Raw genomic sequence first — 19,748 nt, forward strand, 5'->3', positions numbered from 1 at the left:
GATAATGAATCTGTTTGAAGAAGACAATAAAAACGAAGCAGCTCCTGCCCAGGAACCGGTGTCTGCCAAGCCTGCTGAAAAGCCAAAACCAACAGTGACGCCAGCAGCAAAAGCAAACAAAAAGCCGCTTAAGATTAGTGACTATGCATGGATTGGTGGTATCGCTGTCATAGCTATCCTGCTTTTAGTCTGGTTGTTTGGGGGCTCCGATAGTGACACTGCGCCTGCGGCCGGGAATGGCACGATCCAGTCTTCAGGGCAACGTCAGAACGTACAGGCTGCCCCTGCCGGGCAGGATTCTGGTGACTTCCGCGAGCAAATTTCCGGGATTTTGCTGCAGCAAAAGGAACGGCTGGACGCGATAGAATCAACTTCTAAAAATGGAATGATGATCCTTTCCAGTCAGTTACAAAGCGCTAATGAACAAATCAAAAATCTGAACAATCAGGTTCAGGAACTGAAAATGAAAGCCGCTGGTTATGGGCCTTCATTTGGTAATCAGAGTGGAACAATTTCGGGGGCAACGTCGCAGGCATTACCTTTGTTGAGAGGTTTTTCAATTAATGATTTATCTGGCGATATTGCTTGGGTAAAATACAAAAACCAGACGTATGCTGTGAAGGTCGGTAGTCAACTTGGCGGAGTCACCATTACGGGTATCGATACTGAAAATAGAATCGTTACTACAAGTAAAGGCCTTATCCGCTAAACAGGACCCAAAAAGGCGAAACTATGGATTTAGAATCGGTATTAATTCAGGTTGCTAACGGTGGTCAGGAACCGCTGACAAGGCTAATCATAGGTGTCGCTGCAGTCGTTGGGATCATTGGTGTTATTGGATATCTGATGAGCCTGCGGAAGCAGGCCAGGCATTCAACAAAAGGTGTGGAAGTTGGCAGAATTTTTGCCGGTATCATCTTCTGTGTATGCCTCATCACGTTGAAGGCACAGATGAACTCAGGCGGTGCCACTTTAGGATTTGGCGATGTTAGCTTCGGACCCGTCAGTTATGCGAGCGAATCTACGTTTGGCATGGGAGCCGCAGCAGTCAACGCAGTGCTGGGGATTGTTAGAATTCTCGGCGCATACTTTTTTTATAGGGGTATAAAGGGGTTGAAAGACTCTTACCTTGAGGGCCATACGGAGCTGTCAGCTTCGGGTACGAGAGGGGCATCCATTGTGAAAATTGTATGTGGACTACTTCTGATGTTCGATACACAAACGCTCGATGCGTTGCAGAGCACATTAAACATTCACTGGTAATCAAAAAGGATACTTTATGAAAATTGTTAAACTTATCAAAGACAAGGCATTATCTGCATCCATCGCAGCGTATCAGCTGCGCGGAACGGTGGCAAAATCGTTAGTGGTATTGCCGCTGGCATTACTGAGCAAAGAGGCTGCGGCTGAAACGACTATCTGGGAGAAAATCAATACCTTCACGGAAGGTCTTGCCAGTACCCAGCCTGGTCTGATTACCGGCGGTAAAGTCATTGGTGTTGTGTTCTTTATTGTCGGGCTTGTTTCTCTTTTCCTTAAAAACAAACGCGGGAAAGATATCAGTGGCAGCTTCATCTTCTGGTCAATGGTTGTTGGTGCCTGCCTGGTCGGCCTGACCGCATGGATCTCTTCTGTTGGTTCAACTGTTGGCGTTGACGCAACCCTGTAATGTCCCTTCGGCCCCGCCTTGCGGGGCCAATATCGGAGTTCCCTCATGAAAGATTTTAAGCTCACCAGGAATGAACAACCTGCCAGATGCCATGTGTGCGGGATAAAGAGCAAAGATGTTTTCTCCCTCGCAGAAGATGGACAGAAAGAGAGAATGCTTTGCTCTGTATGCCTGTCGCTCGAACATCCGGAGAAAATGAAACTAGAGACTCAAACCGGACTTCTGCTGAAGAGAAATACAAACCGAAAACTCTACAGCCTGCTGTTTCGTTCAATTGCAAAGGCGGAAAAGTCAACGGACGATTCTTACCGAGAAAAGGCGCAGAAACTTAAACAGATATTGCTCAGCACAACTGACGTAGTTCTAAACGAAACCGGCAGTGATGATGGATACGATTTACTGCACCTGATAAAAAAACACCATCAGTTACTTCCCATGAATTTTGACGATGAGTTTGTCACTTCTGTTGCAGAGTCAGACGAATTGCCGGATGTAAGTGACTGGAATGAAATTTACAAGGGTAAGAGAGGTTTTAAATGATTTCTTTCTTTGAGGATGTGATCGAAGGTATCTCACGCAATCTGACATCAAATGACTCGTTAAAATACTGTGATTTGACAACGGTTGTAGGGCTTACGTCGCAGGATCGCATTGAGCATCCTGAAATCAGGGCTCCGTACATTCTGACCACTAAGAACAACGATTTTCTTACCGTTATTGAGGTTCAGGGCGCTAAATCATCGTTTGACGAGAAGTCGTTTAATGACTTCATCATGCACCTTTCAAACTCCTTGTCGAATTCCTTTATTAACAGCGGCCATAAGTTGTCTGTGGTGTTCGAACGCGACTTTACCAAGAACCAGGAAGAGCTGAATAATGTTTATAAACCGCAGGTAGCAGCAATAGAGCGTCTGCAGATAGACATTAAAGACCTGATCGCCGATGACGCAAAAAAAATCGCCGCTCATTACAGCCGTGAACGCGCTTACATCGTGCTGTATACCTCGAAGGGGATGATTGCGAAGGATGAACTTAAAAACGAACAGGCAAAAGCTGCCGGCGTACTGAAGGATATCCCGCAGACGCGCTTCAGTCAGAACCCAATCGAATTTCAGCTTGAAGGTTTGAAGATCACGCATGACGCGATGCTGTGGCGCCTGATTGGTATGCTTCAGGGGGATGATGAATCGGGAATGGGGCTTCTGGTTGATGTCCTTGATGTCAAACACGCTGGCGCAATGATGCGTCAGATGCTGTTCCGGAATTCAACATCAGAAAACTGGTACCCTCGCACGCCGTTTGACCAAAATCTGCGAATTTATGGCGCCCCACGGAAAGACAATATCGACTCCGTGCTGCCGCCGCGGCTGAATATCCAGATCATGGAAGGGGAACTGGAAGAAGATGGTGGCCTGATTTACTGTGATGGTAAGTATTACGGCTCTGTTGCCCTTGAGTTACCACCACTTCACCCTGTCAAATTTAAGCAGTTATTCAACGCGATTAACCGGAAAATCCCGTACCGGATAAAATATGACTTTATAGGCGGGGGCAAAAAAGCACTGTTCTGGCCATCAGTAATCATATCTTTCCTTCGTTTCATTCCCTCACTCGGTAATATCGCGCGTGATATGGATTATGTCCGGGCCCAGAGCGAAACCGATCCAACGGCTATCATGGCCATCAACTTTGCCACCTGGGGCGACACTAAGGATGAAGCCAAACGCAACCTGGCGGCTTTAACTAAGGCGATTGAAGGCTGGGGTGTATCAGGTGTGTCCAAGACATATGGCAATCCAGGTAGCGCACTGATTGCATCCGTTCCGGGGCTGACCACGGCCACACCTGGCTCATTGCATTATCCGCCGTTGAGTGAAGGCTTGCGGATGTTACCTTTTGAACGTCCGGCCAGTCCCTGGCATGGTAAAGGCAATATCAACTTCATCACGCTCGATGGCAAGCTGTTCCCCTATCAAATCGCCAGTCCCCTGCAGGAGAAATTTACCGATGTCATCACCGGTGTTCCAGGTTCCGGTAAAAGCGTGCTGGCCAACCGCCTTAACCTGAGTTCGATTTACCGGGCTGATAAAAAACTGCCTTATCTGACCATCATTGATAAGGGCTACAGTGCAAAAGGTATCGCCGATCTGATTAGCGCTGAGCTGCCGGCAGAGAAACGTCACCAGATTGCCAGTATCACCCTGAACAATGACGAATCGCACTGTATTAACATCTGCGATACGCAGTTAGGCTCAAGGTATCTGACGCAGTTTGAGGAAGTATTCTTAAAACAGATGCTTAACGCATTCTGTATTGACCCGGCAATTGGCCAGCCGCCAGATGCAATGAGCGTTGGCCAAATAGTCAGTAAAGTTGTATCAAACGTATACAAAGCAAAAGCTCATACCAATGCAAATCCGTTTAAGTATAACGACCCGGTTGTTAATGAAGCATTGAAAGAATCCGGACTGGATAAAGAACTCGGTGAAGACTGGTTTGAAAAAGCTAAATGGTGGGAAGTCGTTGATAAGCTGTTTGCCAAAAAATATCTTCATGCTGCGACGGTTGCTCAGCGTTATGCTGTACCAACCATTCACGACTTTATTGCGGAACTACAAAAACAAGAATTTAAAAGCCAATACGATGACGTAAAAGTCAATGGGAGCGAGCCTGTTGTAGGCTTCGTTACACGTTGTTTCCGGGCTGCTGCTGCTGAGTATGCTATTTTCTCTGGGATCACGGTTTACGATTTCAGCCCGGAGACTCGCATTGCGATCCTGGATATGCAAAACGTCCTCGGTGACAGAACGACACCTGCAGGTAAGCTCAAATCCGGCATTATGTATCTTTTTGCGCGCCAGATGGCTGTGCGTAACTACTACCTGCCTCAGTCCGCAGAAACCTTCATTCCAGCTTTACCGGAGCAGTACAGGGCTTATCACCTGGCGCGCATCAGGGAACTCTCAGAAGAGGTTAAACATACCTTTTATGATGAGTGTCATAACTTTGCCGGCATCGACTTCATTCAAAATGCGCTGAATACCGCTGACCTTGAAGATCGTAAGTTCAACGTTCGTACCGCGTTCTCGTCTCAGTATCTGAGCCATATGCCTTCGAGCGTGCTTAAAACCATGAACAGCCTGTTTATGATGCGCCTGACGGAAGGCGATGAAGAGTATCTGAAGCAATTAGAGATCAACATACCTGCCGATATCCTGCGTCGTTTCAGACAACTTCCGCAAGGGGTTTATCCGGACGGAAGTGGTACTGCATTCCTCGGTATTTTTAAAACAAAACGTGGTCTTATTTGCCACATTCTGAAAAACACATTAGGACCAAAACTGCTTTGGGCTTTGAACTCATCTGCAAAAGACAGAGCGCTCAGAGATGTGCTTTATGAAGAGCTGGGAACGAAAAAAGCAAGGGAAGAATTAGCAAATAGATTCCCTATGGGAAGTGCATCAAGTATCATTGATGAAATGGTGGTCAATCAGGGTGGTGAGCGTGATTCTGAAGAAGAATCACAAACTATGGCGATGAAGCTCGCTAAAGAAATCATTTCTGATGTGAGAAGGGGATTCAGATGATAAAAATCGGAAACGCAAAACGGTCAGTGATGGCCGTTTCAATTCTGGCCTTCAGCGTACAGTCAGCATTTGCCTATACGGTCAACGTTAACAGCAGCATTCCCATCTCAACGCAGGTTATGCCGGCGTTGAGCACAGCTAATGGCCTGTTAGGTAATATCCAGGCCACGCTGATTAACATTGGTACGGCAATCAGCCAGCAGGGCGATCGCCAGGCAGCATTAATGCAGCAGGTGGCTGAAACTAACCGACAGTTCGAAGTCGAGCAAAAACGTAATGACCGGCTGCTGCAGGCACAGGATAAGTACCGTGTTCCGGATGATATCTGTGCGCAGTCTATTGGCGGTGGCGCCGCGGGGGTATCCTATGCGGCCGCTGGCGGTCAGCGAACGCTGGGAAGCGCCAGTTCTGCGAAAGATGTTAAGGCTATTTTTGAAGTGCCGGCACGCGCAACCGACGTGGATGCATCTTCAACGGCCGAAGTTCACAGCCAGTACTGCGACAGTTCGGATTATGCTGCATTTGGCGGGACTTCATTCTGCCCAAGTGTATCTGACATGCCGCGGGCAGATACGTCGCTGAGCTCGTTACTTTATGGCGCCGGCAAAGAAGGCAAGGCACCTGATCTGACGTTTACAGATGAGCAGACAGATGCGGCGCTGCGCTATATGAAAAATACCGCGTTGCGCAGTGCTGGTCGTCAGCTGAGTCGTGGGGAAGTTAAAGGCGCCAGCGGGCGAATTTACCTGGGCATGATTCAGCAATACCAGGCGCTCACCGACGCGGCCGCACAACCTCAGATGGAAATGATCGCCAACTCCAAACCGAACCCGGCCACTGATGCCGCGCTTGCAGATGCGCGCAAAGTGCCGGAAGTCGAATCCTATTTCCAGGCGACGGCCAGTAACAGGGCGAAACAGCTTAACCGTATGTCTGCCAGAGAGTTTGAGGAATTCGAAGTAGGTCGCCGTTACAGCAACCCTGCTTACCAGGCGACGTTGACCAACAAGAACACCGAAGATTTGATGCGTGAGCAAATCAATATCGCCAATCTGAACAACTGGTTAGTGCTGAAAACCAAACAGCAGCTGGAGAAACAAAATGTGCTGCTTGGCCAGATCCTGGCGAACGATGCATATCAAACATACAAACCGATGCTGGCAGCACAGCTGGAGAGTGTGAACGCAGGAGTATCCAGAAAATGACCGACGAAAATAAAACAGGGGATAAAGACACAGCTAAATCAGGGAAATTAAAAAAAGGGCTTGATGTTGTAACAGGAGTCAATGACCTCCCGGAAGGGAAGGCTAAACGAACGATATATTATATAACTGGCATCAGCGATATATATTTCATTATCGCGTCAGTAAAGCAAACATTCAGCCTGCTCTTTCAGCGGGCTTCATTCGTTAAGAAGCAAATAAAAAACCTTGATGGTCCACCTGTTGATTCTGATGCAAATCAGCCGTTCGCCGAAGTTATGAAACGGAGCAATAGACCTATATCAGAATTGTTGGATAAGGCCAGTTTATACAAGAAATACTGGCTTTGTTGTTTTTTTGCATTAGTCCTCATTCTGCTTTTTTTAACGTCTGGTTATGCCAGATTGCTTCTAAATGGCTCACCAAACATGAGCTTGTTAAGAGCAACTCTCACCTGTGGCGTCCTGTTTGCTGCGGGGATCTTTGCTTTCATTAAGGCTCTCACATGTGAGTTCATGGGGTGGCAGTTACGAAACCAGGCTCACTCCGATGCAGAGCAAGGTACGTTACGTTATTTCCTTAATGATGGGGGAGTGCGTAATACATTTAATTTTTCGCAGGCTGGTCAAGAGCGGGGGCCACATGAGTAAATTAAAAAGGTTGCTTCTATCTCTTTTCGTTGTGGCGTCGCCTTCGTATTCAGCGGATTTGGGGATTGATGGCATAACTGAAGCGGCTAAACGTTCAGGTGACCTATCGCGCCAAATGTTACATACCGTTTTTGGTGAGGTAGTTAATAATCCGTTTAGCCCTTCCGGCGATGGCTTGCTTAATAACGTTTTCTTCACTGTCAACGAAGTTATAGCGATTCTTGCCCTCGTCTATATGGGGATAATCAGCATTAAGAAACTTCACCAGGCAGGTCAGTTGGGAAGTTTTATTGAGGGTGATGGCAACAACGCATTCAAAATTGTTAAAACGACTTTTGGGTGGTTGTTGCTTGTACCTACCGTTGTCGGTTGGTCTGTGGCGCAGCTGCTTTTTCTATGGTGCGGTTCAATCATTGGCGTAGGATCTGCCAATGTTATTGCAGACAAAACGGCTTCGGAATTAGCGAGTGGTAAAGCTGTCTATATAGCCCCTGTTATGCCAGAAATGGCGTCTGTTGCAAAAGGGATGTTTGAAACAAACCTTTGTGCTTTGGGTGTAAATCAGGGGATTGCTCAAATGGAGGCTTCTGGCCAACATTATGAGAATAATGCCAGAATGCAATACCAAACAGGTGATAGCACATATTCGATATCTGTAAACAACGGCTCAGCTGTATGTGGGACCGTTTCGCTCCCACAACGTCCAGCAGGATGGACTTCTATCTTCGCTAGCGGTTATGCGGATTCCGTCTACAGCGTTCAGCAACAAGCTACGGACACGTTGTGGGGAAAAATGAAGACTGCTGCAGAACAGTTTAATGCAGCATATATGGCAAAAATGCGTTCCGGGGACGGTGAGCTGCCTGATGTTGAAAGCGCGATCCAGACTGCTGCGCGTGATTATCAACTTCAGGTTCAACACGCTGCTAATTCAGCAGCCGGTGATGACGAAATTGTTCAAAAAATGGAGTCGGATATCAAAGAGAAAGGGTGGCTATATCTTGGTGTGTACTATCACACATTAGCTACTGCGAATACCGAGATGAAAGATGTTGCTAACCTGAAGCCGGTAGTTTCAGGAATGAGTAATGATGGCGATATCGGCTCTATCGATTACTTTAAAGGCTTGTTCCAGGCTTACCATTCTCAACTGAAAAATAGTAATTATACGCCGCCTCTTGGCACCGAATCTAACGCACTTGCAAGGAACATTGATCAAAAAAGCCTTGAAAATGCCGCCACAACTGGAGACGGAACGTCCCTTATTACAAAAATTTTCGACTTCAACGTTACAAACTGGCTTGCAACGAGTAACTACGGCACTGGTGATGGTTACAGTGACGTGACCAACCCTTTACTCAAAATGAAAGCTATCGGCGATTACACGTTAGGTGTAGCTGAGGTTGGACTCGCCAGTTGGACCGCTATCAATGTTGCAGTGAAGGTTTCAGAAGGGAAGAGTCTACCCGGTTTTGCTGCGGGAATGATGAACAAACTTACAGGGATTCGAGATGCTATTGCAGGCGTATTAGAATCGGTTTCGTTCTTGGTTTACCCGCTGTTTTATAGCCTCTTTGGTATCGGTCTTGCGCTGTCTATCTGGCTGCCGTTTATACCGATGATTTATTGGTTTGTAGCTATGGCAGATTGGCTGGTTACGCTTATGACAGGTGTATTGGCGTCTTCCCTGTGGGCAGCTACCCATATCAATATTGGCCAGAGTAATGATGAGCGGAGTACATATGGTTATGTGTTCCTTATCGATGTAATGATTCGGCCGATGCTCATGGTAATGGGGTTTATTTTTGCTTCACTGGCCATCGTAGCTTTGGGAACGGCGTTAAACATGATGTTTAAATTCGCTATGGAACAGGTCCAGTCTGACTCTTTCACTGGCCTGCTGTCATCGATCGGATTTTTGATGTTATATGCAAGGCTTTGCACAGGTATGGTGGCTCGCGTATTTGCACTTCCTGCGAGGATGCCGAACTATGTTATAAACTGGATTGGACAGAAGATGAACGATTCAGTGTTGGGTGATATGCAGAACCATGTTCATGACATCTTTGCTGCGTTCGGTCGTGGAGCCAAAAATATGAACCGTAACAACCCTAAGCAATTTAATCCTGACGCAGGTGTAGATAAGAGCAAGGACGGCATCAAAGGAGCTTAAATATGAATGCGTTATCAAACACTGACTTTAAGAAAATTAGTAACAATGCGCGTCCTAAAAGGCTTGGATACTACGCATCATGGCTCTGGATGATGTTTGTATTCCTCTTTCTGTTCGTTAGCGCTTTCGTGTTTCTGAGCGGCTTATACTGGACGATTAGAGACGGTTCAATTCAGGAGCACTGGTTTAGTACAGTCAGTATCTTTGTTATCGATGCAGTGCTGATCTGGATGTTGAAAAAGGACTTCAGGAGCCGCAAGCTCTACCAGGTAACTGCTTCAATGAAAAACTCTGGTTTCTTTGAGCCTCATAAGGACTGCGAGCACTATGACCTGGCCCGGAGGACTTACATAGGCTTTGACTTCAGTACTGGAATCATAGGAGTAGCATCTCTGTATGCCACATCCAGTATTAAACGTGAGCGGCTATTTTTTGAAGCCGAAACAGTCGAGTCATGGGAGTCAGTCGGCAGGGAGTTAATCATAAACCTGCGAAATACGGGGCTTACGACGATAACGATCATAGCTCCAAATATCAATAAAGCGTACAGGGATATGGAAATCATCTGTAGAACGCATAAAAATAGGGATGAAAACTATCAGCATCTGAAGAGTAAACTGACAGACGCTGGATGGTTCATAAACAGCAATTATTGAGTTTAACCCGCCGAATATGGCGGGTTTTTTGTGTATACTCAGGTGGTTATAGTCGTATGCTGTGGGAGGAAGTAGTGAACAGAGTTACTGAGCGCCAGGAACAGAAGAGTAACCCGGAGTTCCAGAGAGAGTACCGGAACCGTATCCGGGAAACACACGACCAGTTAAACCTTTATCTCCCCAAAGATGCAAAAAGAATGTTGATAGAGATCACAAAAGTGAAAAAGCTCACTCAGGCTGAAGTTATTGAATTTCTTGTTAAAAGCTATTATGACGGATTAAAATTTGACGATTCGGAAGAGTGATCTTACTATGTAAAAGCGGGTTCGCAGGTATTGCCCCGCTTAGAAACGCATGATATGTTAAGCGGCGTTTACATAACCTTACGGGGTTATTACAGAATTTAGCACGGGAAGAGCGGCCCGGAGATGTACCGCTTGGGGAGTGGCAGGAGCCACAAAAAGTAAAACCCCCTGATCCTATCTCAGAACTTTGGCCGGCTCAGAATAGAATCAGGGGGTGCAAACTGCCCACTGGCAGAAAGGATTATAGCAAATGCATACCCTATTGCAATACAGCCCGGCCAATATGTGCAGGGGCTGGTGAATCAAAAGAATCCATACCTACAGCTTTCTGACATTGAGTCAGTAGAAGGTCTTTCGCCGGAGTTCATCTCCTGGCTTGAAAGCCAGTCCCCTAAAGAATCACCCCAGCAGCTGCTTCTTGATGAAGCCACCAAACCCGTGCGCAAAACCCGCCGTCGTCGCGGTACGCACTCAACGGCGTGTCTCTGCCCGGAACCCAGCTGGTACCGACCGGACAATTTCAAAAAGCTCCCTGGCCAGCTTGGCCATGCCTACAACCGCCTTGTTCGCCGCGATCGCAAAACCGGCGCGTTAAGTCTGCGGATGCGGATCAGCCGCCACCCGTATTTTGTGCAGCTGCGCGAGCAGGCCGGCCGGAAGCGGGACTTCCGCCCGGAGCGGGAGAATCTGCTTGATGCCATCGTGCCGCTTATGGTCAGCACGGTTGACCGGGCAACTCATATAGACACTATCAACCTCAGCAAAATGGCGTGGCAGCTCAGCGAAAAGGACAGTGAAGGGAACGTGATCCGGAAGGTGACGGTTCCGCGGGTTTGCCGGCTGCTGCAGCACATGATGGAGTACGGGTTACTGGAGCTGCCCGAAGGCGTCACATGGGACCCGTTTAACCGCAAGTGGTTCCCCAAGCATGTCGTGCTGACGGAACGGCTCTGGAAGATAATTGGCGTTGATCTCGATAAGCTGTATGCGGAGCAGGCCGAACAGGTGGCCGCTGAAGCGGCAGGCTGGATAACCCGCGATGAGCATGGTCAGGCGGAAGAAATCTCTGTCAAAGCGGCGCGCCGGCGCTGGTATGAGAATATGATGCACGCCACACTGGTTCGCCGGCGTGAAGCCGCTCAGAAGGCTAAGCGCGAGAAGAAGCTGAAAGCACTGGCAGAAATGCCCTATGACGACCGGGCTTACGCCATGTCCGTTCATCTGATACGGACGCTGCCGAAAGACGAACTGCACGCGCTGTCGCCTGATCAGTTTACCCAGCGAGTACGCAGCCACCTGTATCAGCTCGATCTGGGGCTGGAGAGGGAAGCAGGCCCCCCTGCTTATCACTGATTTTCTCCCCCTGTAATTTTCTAACCGCCGCCAGGCGGTTTTCGTGCTGGCCTTCCGGCGCGACCTGCTCAAATTTTCTCCAGTTTTAACGTGTGGCCATCGTGATTTTTTGACGTTCTGGCGCCGCCGGTGGATAACCGGCAGCGAAATCACCACTATCCACAGTTATCCGCAAAGGAGGAAATAAAGTCACCTGCAATCGTGGTCAAAGCAAGCTGCAATACACTCTTAACTTCTTTAAAAAGATGTTTATTCAATAAAGAGATCACTGTTATTCAGGCTCAATTTTCTGTGGATTATGGGAATATGCCTGGCCTTTCAGCGCCGCTATGCGGCACGACGGCCAGAATGGTCGCTATGCTCCCAGGTTAGCACCCGGCAAATGCCGGGCAGGGTGGCCAGCAGAAACCTCCAGTGCGGATTCTTCTTTGGCCCACCGTGCTTTTCCCCGCCGAGCCAACGGCTCGGCAGAAAAAAGCATGATGGATGATGTAACTAAGAACACCCCCGTAAGACGGCAGGGCTGCGACACGCACCCCTGACGTCAACGCTACTACCCACGCGCCCGGTGCGCCGCTAACGTCACACCGCCCGCTCGCAGTAGCCAGGGGGTAATGTGGCCACAGAGCCATCTGCAAGGCAGTCAGGCAGGAAAATCATCTGCTATGGCGTGCAATGCCTTTCAGGCAATCAACGCCAGTGTCTGCTGTCAGTTTTAAAATTAACAGGGAAAAGAGGATAGATTTAGCCGCGGTTATCCACGTCAGCCGCTTGCAGGCGCGTTAAAAAGGGTGAAGACAGGGGAATGTTGCTCTTTTTGAAGTGAAGGCCACAGAGAGCGTTTTAGGCGCTTATTTGAGGAAATGCGATTTCTGCCAGGATGGAGGCACAAAAAAACCCGACTGGTGAGATCGGGTTTTTATGTTTTGCCCCGGATGGAGGCGGGAACAACCAAAACAATTGACGGTTAAATATTACGCCATGAGTTCAGTAAATGCAAACCACCCGGAATAGGGTATACTGCGCGGGTCAATCTGTTGACGTTCTTCTCCAGCCCCCCGCTTACGCGGCGTGAACGGATTAAAGCCCTGGTTGAAAAACAGGTGGTGCTGTTTCAATGCCCTGGCTGGAGTGGGAACGGCCAAAACAATTGACGTGAGGTAGCCGCTGTGACAGGCAGTGTAAGGGCGATCAGCGGTGTTCCTGCTCTGTATGGAGCAAACGGATGATTAACTTGTTAATCGTCGTTCTGCGGGCGGTTGTTGCAGTGTCTAACGCTGTGATAGCGGTCCTGGAGCTGATCCGGCAGTATTTTGACTGACCGGAAACGTAACTAAAGGCGGGGGGACCACTCCCCGCCTTTTAACAGGGTTACATCTCGATCATCGGGAACAGATCGTCTTCCTGGTGGTAAAGCACGTCGTCCGTTTCCGTTCCATCAAGCCATTCAGCGAACAGTTCAAACAGGCACACCGACATTTCCTCCGGTGAAATTGCGCCACACTGCAGCTCGTAGAAGACCTCAATTTTTTCCAGCAGGCTGTTGGCCGCTTTGTCGTACCCGAACAGCTTGATTGGCGGGAAGTGCATTGCATCCGGGTTCGTTTCCGCCAGTTCATCATCCTTGCGTTCCGGATAGATGCTGTACAGCGTCGCCGGCGATGGCGGTAATACCTCGATAAAGCGGTTTATCCGCATCGGCAGCTCGCTGGAAAACTTCTCATTGTCCGGAATGTAAAACGCGGCGCTGCGTACCAGGGCATCCTGGAAAGAAATTACCCCCTGACCTTCGGTCTGCTTACGCAGCTCACGAATGTTCACGCGGTCCTTTTCACGGATTTGGTACAGATCCCCTTCCCGGACCGTTTTGGAAAACGTGCCGTGTTCCGCTTCCTGCCCGGAGAGCTCTGAATAATAGTCCTGGCCGACGGTTTCGCGCAGTATTTCAAAGGTTTTCCGGTCTTCAATCGACTCAAAATATTTCACGCGGGTGTTGGCGATCAGCGAATCCACCTCGCCGTTCGCGCCGCGGGCGAGTGACGGGTGATCCTGGGAGGAAAATACGCCCATTTTTTCCAGTGAACGCATCTGCGCACTCAGCGTATCCATACCGCTGGTGAAATACTGGCCCAGCTCGTCATAAATAAGCCCGTATGGCGCCTGATTATTCAGCGCGTGAGTGAGCAGGACTTCCTCTTTTTTCCCTTCCAGCTGGTAGCCCAGGTCCTTACTGATGGTCATTCGCTGCAGCGTCACATATAAACGGCCAAGCGTGGCCGCTTCACCGCGTGACAGCTCCAGCGACGGGATCATGACGATGAGAATGCGGTCATTGTGGAAAATATCGTCCATCCGGATATCGCCGCTGTCTTCCGGAAAAACATGGCCATAAGTTTCATTGAACAGGGAGAGCGTCTTCAGGAACTGACGGCTCATGTAGTTATGCTGTTCGAAGGCGCGGGCTTCCCACGTTTCCGGGTATTCCGCGTTGGCCAGCAGGAAGCCTGGTGTATTTTCCAGATAACTTTCCAGCGCGGCGTAACCCTCGCTGTGCCAGCCGTTTTTCTTTGCCTCAACGTACAGCGCGGCCATTGCCGGCAGCGACATGTTTTTCTGAATAGTGCGCTGTGACAAAAGCAGTTCGCCGCGGGCGCGCTTATAACACAGGGCATTGATCAGCGCCGACATCATGGCTTTTGCCGTATCCTGCCACTGTGCCGAATCCCCGCCCACCTGGGGGAGCATGGATTCCATCAACTGGATGATGAAGGTCGGCGGGGCAACGCTGAAGAGGTTGACTGAGTTGGATTGCGCGGGGATGCTTTCCTGCTTCACCAGGTTCACGAACCTGTCAATACTGCCGGTCAGCAGGTTGAGGACGTAATAATCATCCTCACGGCCGAAACGGCGCGCCAGCGACCAGGTGGCGAAGGCCAGCTTGTTATCTGCTTTACCGTCTGAGAGGCAGTAGCCACGGCACCACAGCAGGAAGTTAACGATAAACCCATAGAAGGTTTCGGTTTTACCCGACCCGGTGGTACCAAAAAATACCATGTGGCGCAGCAGGTCCGTCATGTTCAGCCACAGCTCGCGGCCGAACAGGCGTCCCCGCTCATACCCGACATATAAAATTCCCTTCGCTTTCTTTCGCTCCCGGACCTTATGCGGGATGCGAATGGGCCCCAGACGGTATTCCGCCTGGGTTTCCGTGGTCAGGGTGTCGTCGAACATTTCGCAGTCTTTCGGCATTCGCAGCGGTGGCCGGAATTTACGATCCGTGAATGACACCATCAGCGGCGGTAGGATGAGGATGCTCAGCAGCATGGTAAAGGGGAGAAACAGACCCAGCACGGTCAGTATGGCCAGCAGGCCAAACTGTACGTTCGGAGTGAGGAACCACTCCATGAACGAACCATCCGGGCGGATGACTTTTTTACTGTCTACAGATTCCTGTTGCATAGCGGCTCCGGGTTATTCTCCTATCGCCTGCTGCAGGCGGGCATCGTCTTTGACGACGGAAACCGGGATCACATCACCCGAATCGGCAACGATGGACGGGGTGCCGATAAACCCGAATTTCGCAAATGCCATATTGTTCGCGTCAACCAGGCGGGCGCCGGTGGTATCCGGGGCTGTTTTCGGATCGTCAATTTTCGGGTTCATGGTGGTGTATCCCATGTTAATCGTGTCTTCCCAGCTTTTCAGTCGGGTATCTTTCCCGGTATCAAGTACAGGAGCGGCGCGGACCATCGAGCGCAGGTCGCCATAAACGGACACGGGGAAAATCTCGACGTTATAGCGTTTGCTCAGTTCCTGCAGTCGGGGTTCCAGCGCGCGGCAGTGCGGGCACATCGGATCGGAAAACACATACAGGGTGTGTTTATGCCCGGTTGAAAGCGAGATCGTAAAGCGTCCGCTGGTGACGGCATCTTTCAGTGACAGCAAGTCGTTATCAGTCAGTTTTTTAGGGGCTTCAGGTGCTGCCTGAACCTGCAGCTGCTCCGGCGCAGTGGCAGGCTGCTGCAGACCCGGCGCGGGAGCATACGAGTTTGCCTGCAGTGGCTGTGCCGGCTGATGCATATTCATCAACGCGCCGTTGATGGAGACGATAAAGCCCAGCGCGGCAACTGGCCAGAAGATAAAGTTAGACAGCCGGCGCACGGCATTGAGTCCGCGCTGCTGTTTCAGCTTTTTACGGATATTGTTCAGCGCCTCGATGGCCTGATATTCGTTTTCAAAGCGGAACAGCTGCACCGCTTCACCAGAAAACGTATTGTGCGTCAGGATGTGGCCGCTGCCGGCATCATGGCCAAGTCCAAAATGACAGGCTGACAGGGGGAAGGAGTGCAGGGCTTGTTCCTGGTAGTTTCCGTCAGCGGAAAGATAAAGTGTGTTGCGATCGGTTTTTACGGTGAGTTTCATACTTCCTCGCTTAGAGTTCCAGGTGATCGGGACGGGTTGCCGGCTGAGGTTTAGCCGGCGTCGGTTCATCGTCTGTCAGTCGCAGACTGTTGTTCGGGGTGTCGTGCGGAGCTGCAGGCGGCGTAGCCGGCTCGTCTTCCGCTTCAGCGTCAGATTCAAATGCAAATGGCGGTATAACATCTTCCTGCCAGTGAGCGACCGGAATGGCGGGATCGCGGCGGTCAATATGGCGGTAATGGAGCAGATCCAGCTCAAGGCCCAGCACGGCCGCCCGCACGGTCGGCGGGAATTTCGCCGCCTTTTCTTCATCGAGCGTCAGCCGGTAACTTTCGCACTGACTCCAGGCAATAACGCCACCGCCCTCAATGAAGAACTTCCCGCGGCCGGCGCTTGAAAGTGCATACCATAACGTGCGGTCCACGCCTTTCAGCCACCGGAAATTTGCGGATGGCAGCTGCAGGTCATCATCGAACAGCGCGTAGAGTAGCGAACGGGAGCTGCGGCGCCCCTTTGCAAATTCTCTGAACGCTTCGCACTGGCTGGCGACGGTCCAGAGCCCGGCGGCCAGCGAATAATCAGGGAAGCCGTCTTTGGTCCGCAGGCAGGAACGGTTGAGATCGTCGAGAATGGATTTAGCCGTTGGCCGGTCGCCCATAAACCGCAGATGTACAAACGAGGCAGCGAGTGCTTTTTCCCAGGGCGCCAGGGAAAGGGCCGCCCCTTCGGGAGCCAGGTTTACCTGTGACAGGAAGACCTTATGTGCGGCTTTTTTACGGAGGCGGCGTTTAGCGGTATCAATCAGGTTATGTTCCTGGGCAAACTCAACAGGTGACTGCGCGCTGCGTGCTTCTTCCGGATCTTCATTCAGCAGCAGCTGATCGAGGTGGCCAAACCGGGCGAGGATATGGGCGATCCCCGGATAGTTTTTTACCATCACCCAGGGCAGGTTCCGGATGGTCAGTTTACGGGTCAGACGGTAGTAAGGATTGCGTGAGATAACCCAGACGAACAGCCCGATGATTAAAATGAACAGGGGAAAGAGCACGCTGGCCGTGTCGTTCATCACGCTGATAAAGTCCCACAGCGAAACCTGGTGGTTATACCGCGCCGCCGACAGCAGCATGTCCCGGCGCTCGGCCGCATTACCCGGTGTAATGGCGTCCGGCAGTACACCGTAGATCCAGTAAAGCAGGCGACAGGCTCCGTAAATAACATAATCACGAAAGCCAAACCACATCACTGTGATCATGATGAGAAGGGCCCCGATAATCATCAGGCCATCATCCCCTCCCCCTTTCCGTTGTGGCTGGTTTTGCATCAGAACCTCAGAGAATTTTGGTAAACCTTCCCGATATACCAGGCCTTACGCGCCGGCGTGTTGGAGTGATAGCGGCCGACACCCTGCCAGAAATCCCCCCCTTCGAGAATGATGTTGTATTTGAGGATGTAGGCACTGGCCATTGCAGAGGCGCAGAAGTCATGCTGCAGCTGCTCCGCTTTTACGCCAAAATCGGACGCCAGCTTATTCGCCCAGATGGTGTTTATCTGGAATGCGCCGTAATCGTAAGTGCCGTTTTTGTTTTTATTTTTCATTCCCGGTTTTCCGCCTTCAGTCAGCCACAAGGCGAGGAATCCACGGAGAGGAATGTGATAAATCTGTGCTGCTTCAACCATGCAGGTTGGCAGCGGGATTGAGGGCGGGGCATCAACCATAACAATCTCCTAATGATTTCTATTTCGAGTAAAAAATATACCATCAAAAGGAGATTTTTTTAAATCATTTTGGTACGGATAATTGAGAGGCTGTCAAAGGGATTTTATTTGCCTTCGACAGAGACAATATTGCCCTCGTTCGCATTTTCCCATGTCGGGATTTCGCCACTCAGCGTGCAGCGGAGTGTTTCTTTTCCGACGGTAAGTAGTGCGCCACTGCTGTAGTAATGACTTTCATACAGGCAAGAGGTTTTCTTTTGTTCCGGGGTCAGTGTAATACCGGCATCCTGATCCTTTGCCAGCAGTTGTACAAGATGTTGGTTTGTCTGTACCTGCTCACCCAGAATGCTGCTCAGTAAAGAATCGGTTTTCGGCGCGGATACGCTCTGAGCAAAGGCACTGCAACTGATTACGGATGCAGCCAGAATAAGAGCAATCTTCGTGTTGAATTTCATTTCACTTTCTCCATTAAAAAAATCGGCAATCATTTTCTGGATCATTTAAATTAAGTCTGAAAACCGGCCTGAGTGTCAAGCCGATTCTGTTTAAAAATTAACAGGGGATAAAATGATTCAGTCACGTAATAAATATCTGCAGTTTATGCTGGTTCTGCTGGCAGCCTGGGCCATAGCCTGGGGAGCCCTGTTTGTCATGGGGCAAACCGTTCTGCTCTATGGGCTGGGGAAAAATACGCTGTTCTTCATTCATGGTGCTGTTCTGGTGTACCTGCTGTGTGTGTTCCTGGTTTACCGTCGCTGGGTCGCACCGCTACCGGTTGTTGGCCAGCTGCGTAACGTTGGCGCGCCGTGGCTGGTCGGTGCGATGGCCGTGGTGTATGTCGGAGAATTTCTGCTGGGTAAAGTGCTGGACCTGCCCGCTGAGCCGTTTATGACGAAACTTTTTGCCGATAAATCCATACCCGACGTGATCCTGACGTTGCTGGCCATCTTTATCCTTGCACCGCTGAATGAGGAAACGCTGTTCCGGGGGATCATGCTGAACGTCTTCCGTTCACGGTACCGCTGGACGATGTGGCTGGGGGCACTGATAACGTCATTGCTGTTCGTCGCCGCGCACAGCCAGTATCAGAACCTGCTGACCCTGGCAGAACTGTTCCTGGTGGGGTTGATTACATCAGCTGCCCGGATCAGAAGCGGCGGCCTGCTGCTGTCGGTATTGCTGCATATGGAAGCAACCGCGCTGGGTTTACTGTTTGGCTGAAAGTTATATTTTTATTAAACATTGCGCGTTAAAGCCTGGTATGTTTTTTTAGTGGATGTTATATTTAAATATAACTTTTATGGAGGTAAAAAATGCATACCACCCGACTGAAGAAGGTTGGCGGCTCAGTTATGCTGACCGTTCCACCGGCACTGCTGAATGCGCTGTCGCTGGGTACAGATAATGAAGTTGGCATGGTCATTGATAATGGCCGGCTGATTGTGGAGCCGCACAGACGCCCGCAGTATTCACTGGCTGAGCTACTGGCGCAGTGCGATCCGAATGCTGAAATCTCGGCTGAAGAACGTGAATGGCTGGATGCGCCGGCGGCTGGTCAGGAGGAAATCTGACATGGAAAGAGGGGAAATCTGGCTTGTCTCGCTTGACCCTACCGCAGGTCATGAGCAGCAGGGAACGCGGCCGGTGCTGATTGTCACGCCGGCTGCTTTTAACCGCGTGACCCGTCTGCCTGTTGTTGTGCCCGTGACCAGCGGAGGCAATTTTGCCCGCACTGCTGGCTTTGCGGTGTCGCTGGACGGCGCCGGCATACGTACCACCGGCGTTGTGCGTTGCGATCAACCCCGGACGATCGATATGAAAGCCCGCGGCGGCAAACGACTCGAACGGGTGCCAGAGGCTATCATGGATGACGTTCTTGGTCGTCTGGCCACGATTCTGACTTGACCCATTGTTTCGACAGAGAACCATCATGATGAAATCAGGAAATTTGATAAGGTATTTGTGGTTTTTTATCTGCGTTGTCACATGCCTGGTGATGGCGTATTTATGCAGCATGG

Annotated in this window: 21 protein-coding genes; 16 read left to right on the forward strand and 5 right to left on the reverse strand. The window is 50.2% G+C overall.

What is annotated here, in order from left to right:
* Positions 1-4 precede the first annotated feature (4 nt).
* The 13 genes from traP to dqlB all read left to right on the forward strand — a co-directional run bounded on the left by traP (position 5) and on the right by dqlB (position 12,916).
* Positions 5-709 carry a conjugal transfer protein TraP gene (gene traP, locus KHQ28_RS00895; protein WP_045405147.1) on the forward strand — a complete coding sequence of 235 codons (705 nt, stop codon included), beginning with the start codon at positions 5-7 and terminating at the stop codon, positions 707-709.
* Between the two features lie 23 nt (positions 710-732).
* Positions 733-1,263: a conjugal transfer protein TraQ gene (gene traQ, locus KHQ28_RS00900; protein WP_011091077.1), complete on the forward strand. Its 531-nt coding sequence runs from the start codon at positions 733-735 to the stop codon at positions 1,261-1,263.
* Positions 1,264-1,279: 16 nt separating this feature from the next.
* Positions 1,280-1,669, forward strand: a complete 390-nt coding sequence (locus KHQ28_RS00905) for a DUF6750 family protein (protein WP_015062832.1) — start codon at positions 1,280-1,282, stop codon at positions 1,667-1,669.
* A 45-nt stretch (positions 1,670-1,714) separates the two neighbouring features.
* Positions 1,715-2,209: a hypothetical protein gene (locus KHQ28_RS00910; RefSeq protein ID WP_004187480.1), complete on the forward strand. Its 495-nt coding sequence runs from the start codon at positions 1,715-1,717 to the stop codon at positions 2,207-2,209.
* Positions 2,206-5,256 (forward strand): conjugal transfer protein, encoded by a 3,051-nt coding sequence (locus tag KHQ28_RS00915; protein WP_045405150.1) that lies wholly within the window; start codon positions 2,206-2,208, stop codon positions 5,254-5,256. Before KHQ28_RS00910 ends, KHQ28_RS00915 begins: the two co-directional genes overlap by 4 nt.
* Complete coding sequence (gene traW, locus KHQ28_RS00920) at positions 5,253-6,461, forward strand: conjugal transfer protein TraW (protein WP_211777551.1); 1,209 nt, start codon at positions 5,253-5,255, stop codon at positions 6,459-6,461. Before KHQ28_RS00915 ends, traW begins: the two co-directional genes overlap by 4 nt.
* Positions 6,458-7,108: a hypothetical protein gene (locus KHQ28_RS00925; RefSeq protein ID WP_004187488.1), complete on the forward strand. Its 651-nt coding sequence runs from the start codon at positions 6,458-6,460 to the stop codon at positions 7,106-7,108. Before traW ends, KHQ28_RS00925 begins: the two co-directional genes overlap by 4 nt.
* Entirely contained in the window at positions 7,101-9,281 is a 2,181-nt protein-coding gene (locus KHQ28_RS00930) for a DotA/TraY family protein (protein WP_004187492.1), read from the forward strand. Before KHQ28_RS00925 ends, KHQ28_RS00930 begins: the two co-directional genes overlap by 8 nt.
* 2 nt (positions 9,282-9,283) lie before the next feature.
* Positions 9,284-9,937, forward strand: coding sequence for an ExcA (locus KHQ28_RS00935; protein ID WP_211777552.1), 654 nt, complete (start codon positions 9,284-9,286; stop codon positions 9,935-9,937).
* Between the two features lie 56 nt (positions 9,938-9,993).
* Positions 9,994-10,242, forward strand: a complete 249-nt coding sequence (gene repC / locus KHQ28_RS00940; RefSeq protein ID WP_015062836.1) for an IncL/M type plasmid replication protein RepC — start codon at positions 9,994-9,996, stop codon at positions 10,240-10,242.
* A 250-nt stretch (positions 10,243-10,492) separates the two neighbouring features.
* Positions 10,493-10,543, forward strand: coding sequence for an IncL/M-type plasmid replication leader peptide RepB (repB, locus tag KHQ28_RS29665; protein WP_349809140.1), 51 nt, complete (start codon positions 10,493-10,495; stop codon positions 10,541-10,543).
* Complete coding sequence (gene repA / locus KHQ28_RS00945; protein ID WP_159174305.1) at positions 10,540-11,595, forward strand: plasmid replication initiator RepA; 1,056 nt, start codon at positions 10,540-10,542, stop codon at positions 11,593-11,595. The genes repB and repA overlap by 4 nt, the downstream gene beginning before the upstream one ends.
* 1,225 nt (positions 11,596-12,820) lie before the next feature.
* On the forward strand, positions 12,821-12,916 hold the full coding sequence (dqlB, locus tag KHQ28_RS29550) for a DinQ-like type I toxin DqlB (protein ID WP_004206884.1): 96 nt from the start codon (positions 12,821-12,823) through the stop codon (positions 12,914-12,916).
* Positions 12,917-12,966: 50 nt separating this feature from the next.
* On the opposite strand, the gene KHQ28_RS00950 is transcribed toward dqlB, so the two are convergent.
* From KHQ28_RS00950 to KHQ28_RS00970, 5 genes are all read right to left on the reverse strand, one after another.
* Positions 12,967-15,054 (reverse strand): conjugal transfer protein TrbC, encoded by a 2,088-nt coding sequence (locus KHQ28_RS00950; RefSeq protein WP_171279081.1) that lies wholly within the window; start codon positions 15,052-15,054, stop codon positions 12,967-12,969.
* A 12-nt stretch (positions 15,055-15,066) separates the two neighbouring features.
* Positions 15,067-16,017: a DsbC family protein gene (locus KHQ28_RS00955; protein ID WP_004187441.1), complete on the reverse strand. Its 951-nt coding sequence runs from the start codon at positions 16,015-16,017 to the stop codon at positions 15,067-15,069.
* A gap of 10 nt (positions 16,018-16,027) precedes the next feature.
* Positions 16,028-17,335 (reverse strand): hypothetical protein, encoded by a 1,308-nt coding sequence (locus KHQ28_RS00960; RefSeq protein WP_015062796.1) that lies wholly within the window; start codon positions 17,333-17,335, stop codon positions 16,028-16,030.
* Positions 17,335-17,730: a lytic transglycosylase domain-containing protein gene (locus KHQ28_RS00965; protein WP_004187436.1), complete on the reverse strand. Its 396-nt coding sequence runs from the start codon at positions 17,728-17,730 to the stop codon at positions 17,335-17,337. Before KHQ28_RS00965 ends, KHQ28_RS00960 begins: the two co-directional genes overlap by 1 nt.
* Positions 17,731-17,834: 104 nt before the next feature.
* Complete coding sequence (locus KHQ28_RS00970) at positions 17,835-18,218, reverse strand: DUF1496 domain-containing protein (RefSeq protein ID WP_045405161.1); 384 nt, start codon at positions 18,216-18,218, stop codon at positions 17,835-17,837.
* A 79-nt stretch (positions 18,219-18,297) separates the two neighbouring features.
* Here KHQ28_RS00970 and KHQ28_RS00975 point away from each other — a divergent pair, with 79 nt between their 5' ends.
* From KHQ28_RS00975 to pemK-mt, 3 genes are all read left to right on the forward strand, one after another.
* The gene (locus KHQ28_RS00975) at positions 18,298-18,951 is read left to right on the forward strand and encodes a CPBP family intramembrane glutamic endopeptidase (protein WP_045405118.1); all 654 of its coding nucleotides are present in this window, start codon (positions 18,298-18,300) and stop codon (positions 18,949-18,951) included.
* A 92-nt stretch (positions 18,952-19,043) separates the two neighbouring features.
* Entirely contained in the window at positions 19,044-19,301 is a 258-nt protein-coding gene (pemI, locus tag KHQ28_RS00980) for a type II toxin-antitoxin system antitoxin PemI (RefSeq protein WP_004187429.1), read from the forward strand.
* Between the two features lies 1 nt (position 19,302).
* Positions 19,303-19,635, forward strand: a complete 333-nt coding sequence (gene pemK-mt, locus KHQ28_RS00985) for a type II toxin-antitoxin system toxin endoribonuclease PemK-mt (RefSeq protein ID WP_011091027.1) — start codon at positions 19,303-19,305, stop codon at positions 19,633-19,635.
* The last annotated feature ends 113 nt before the right edge of the window (positions 19,636-19,748 follow it).

The sequence above is a fragment of the Klebsiella sp. 28 genome (assembly GCF_018223905.1).
GTDB lineage: Bacteria > Pseudomonadota > Gammaproteobacteria > Enterobacterales > Enterobacteriaceae > Klebsiella > Klebsiella pneumoniae.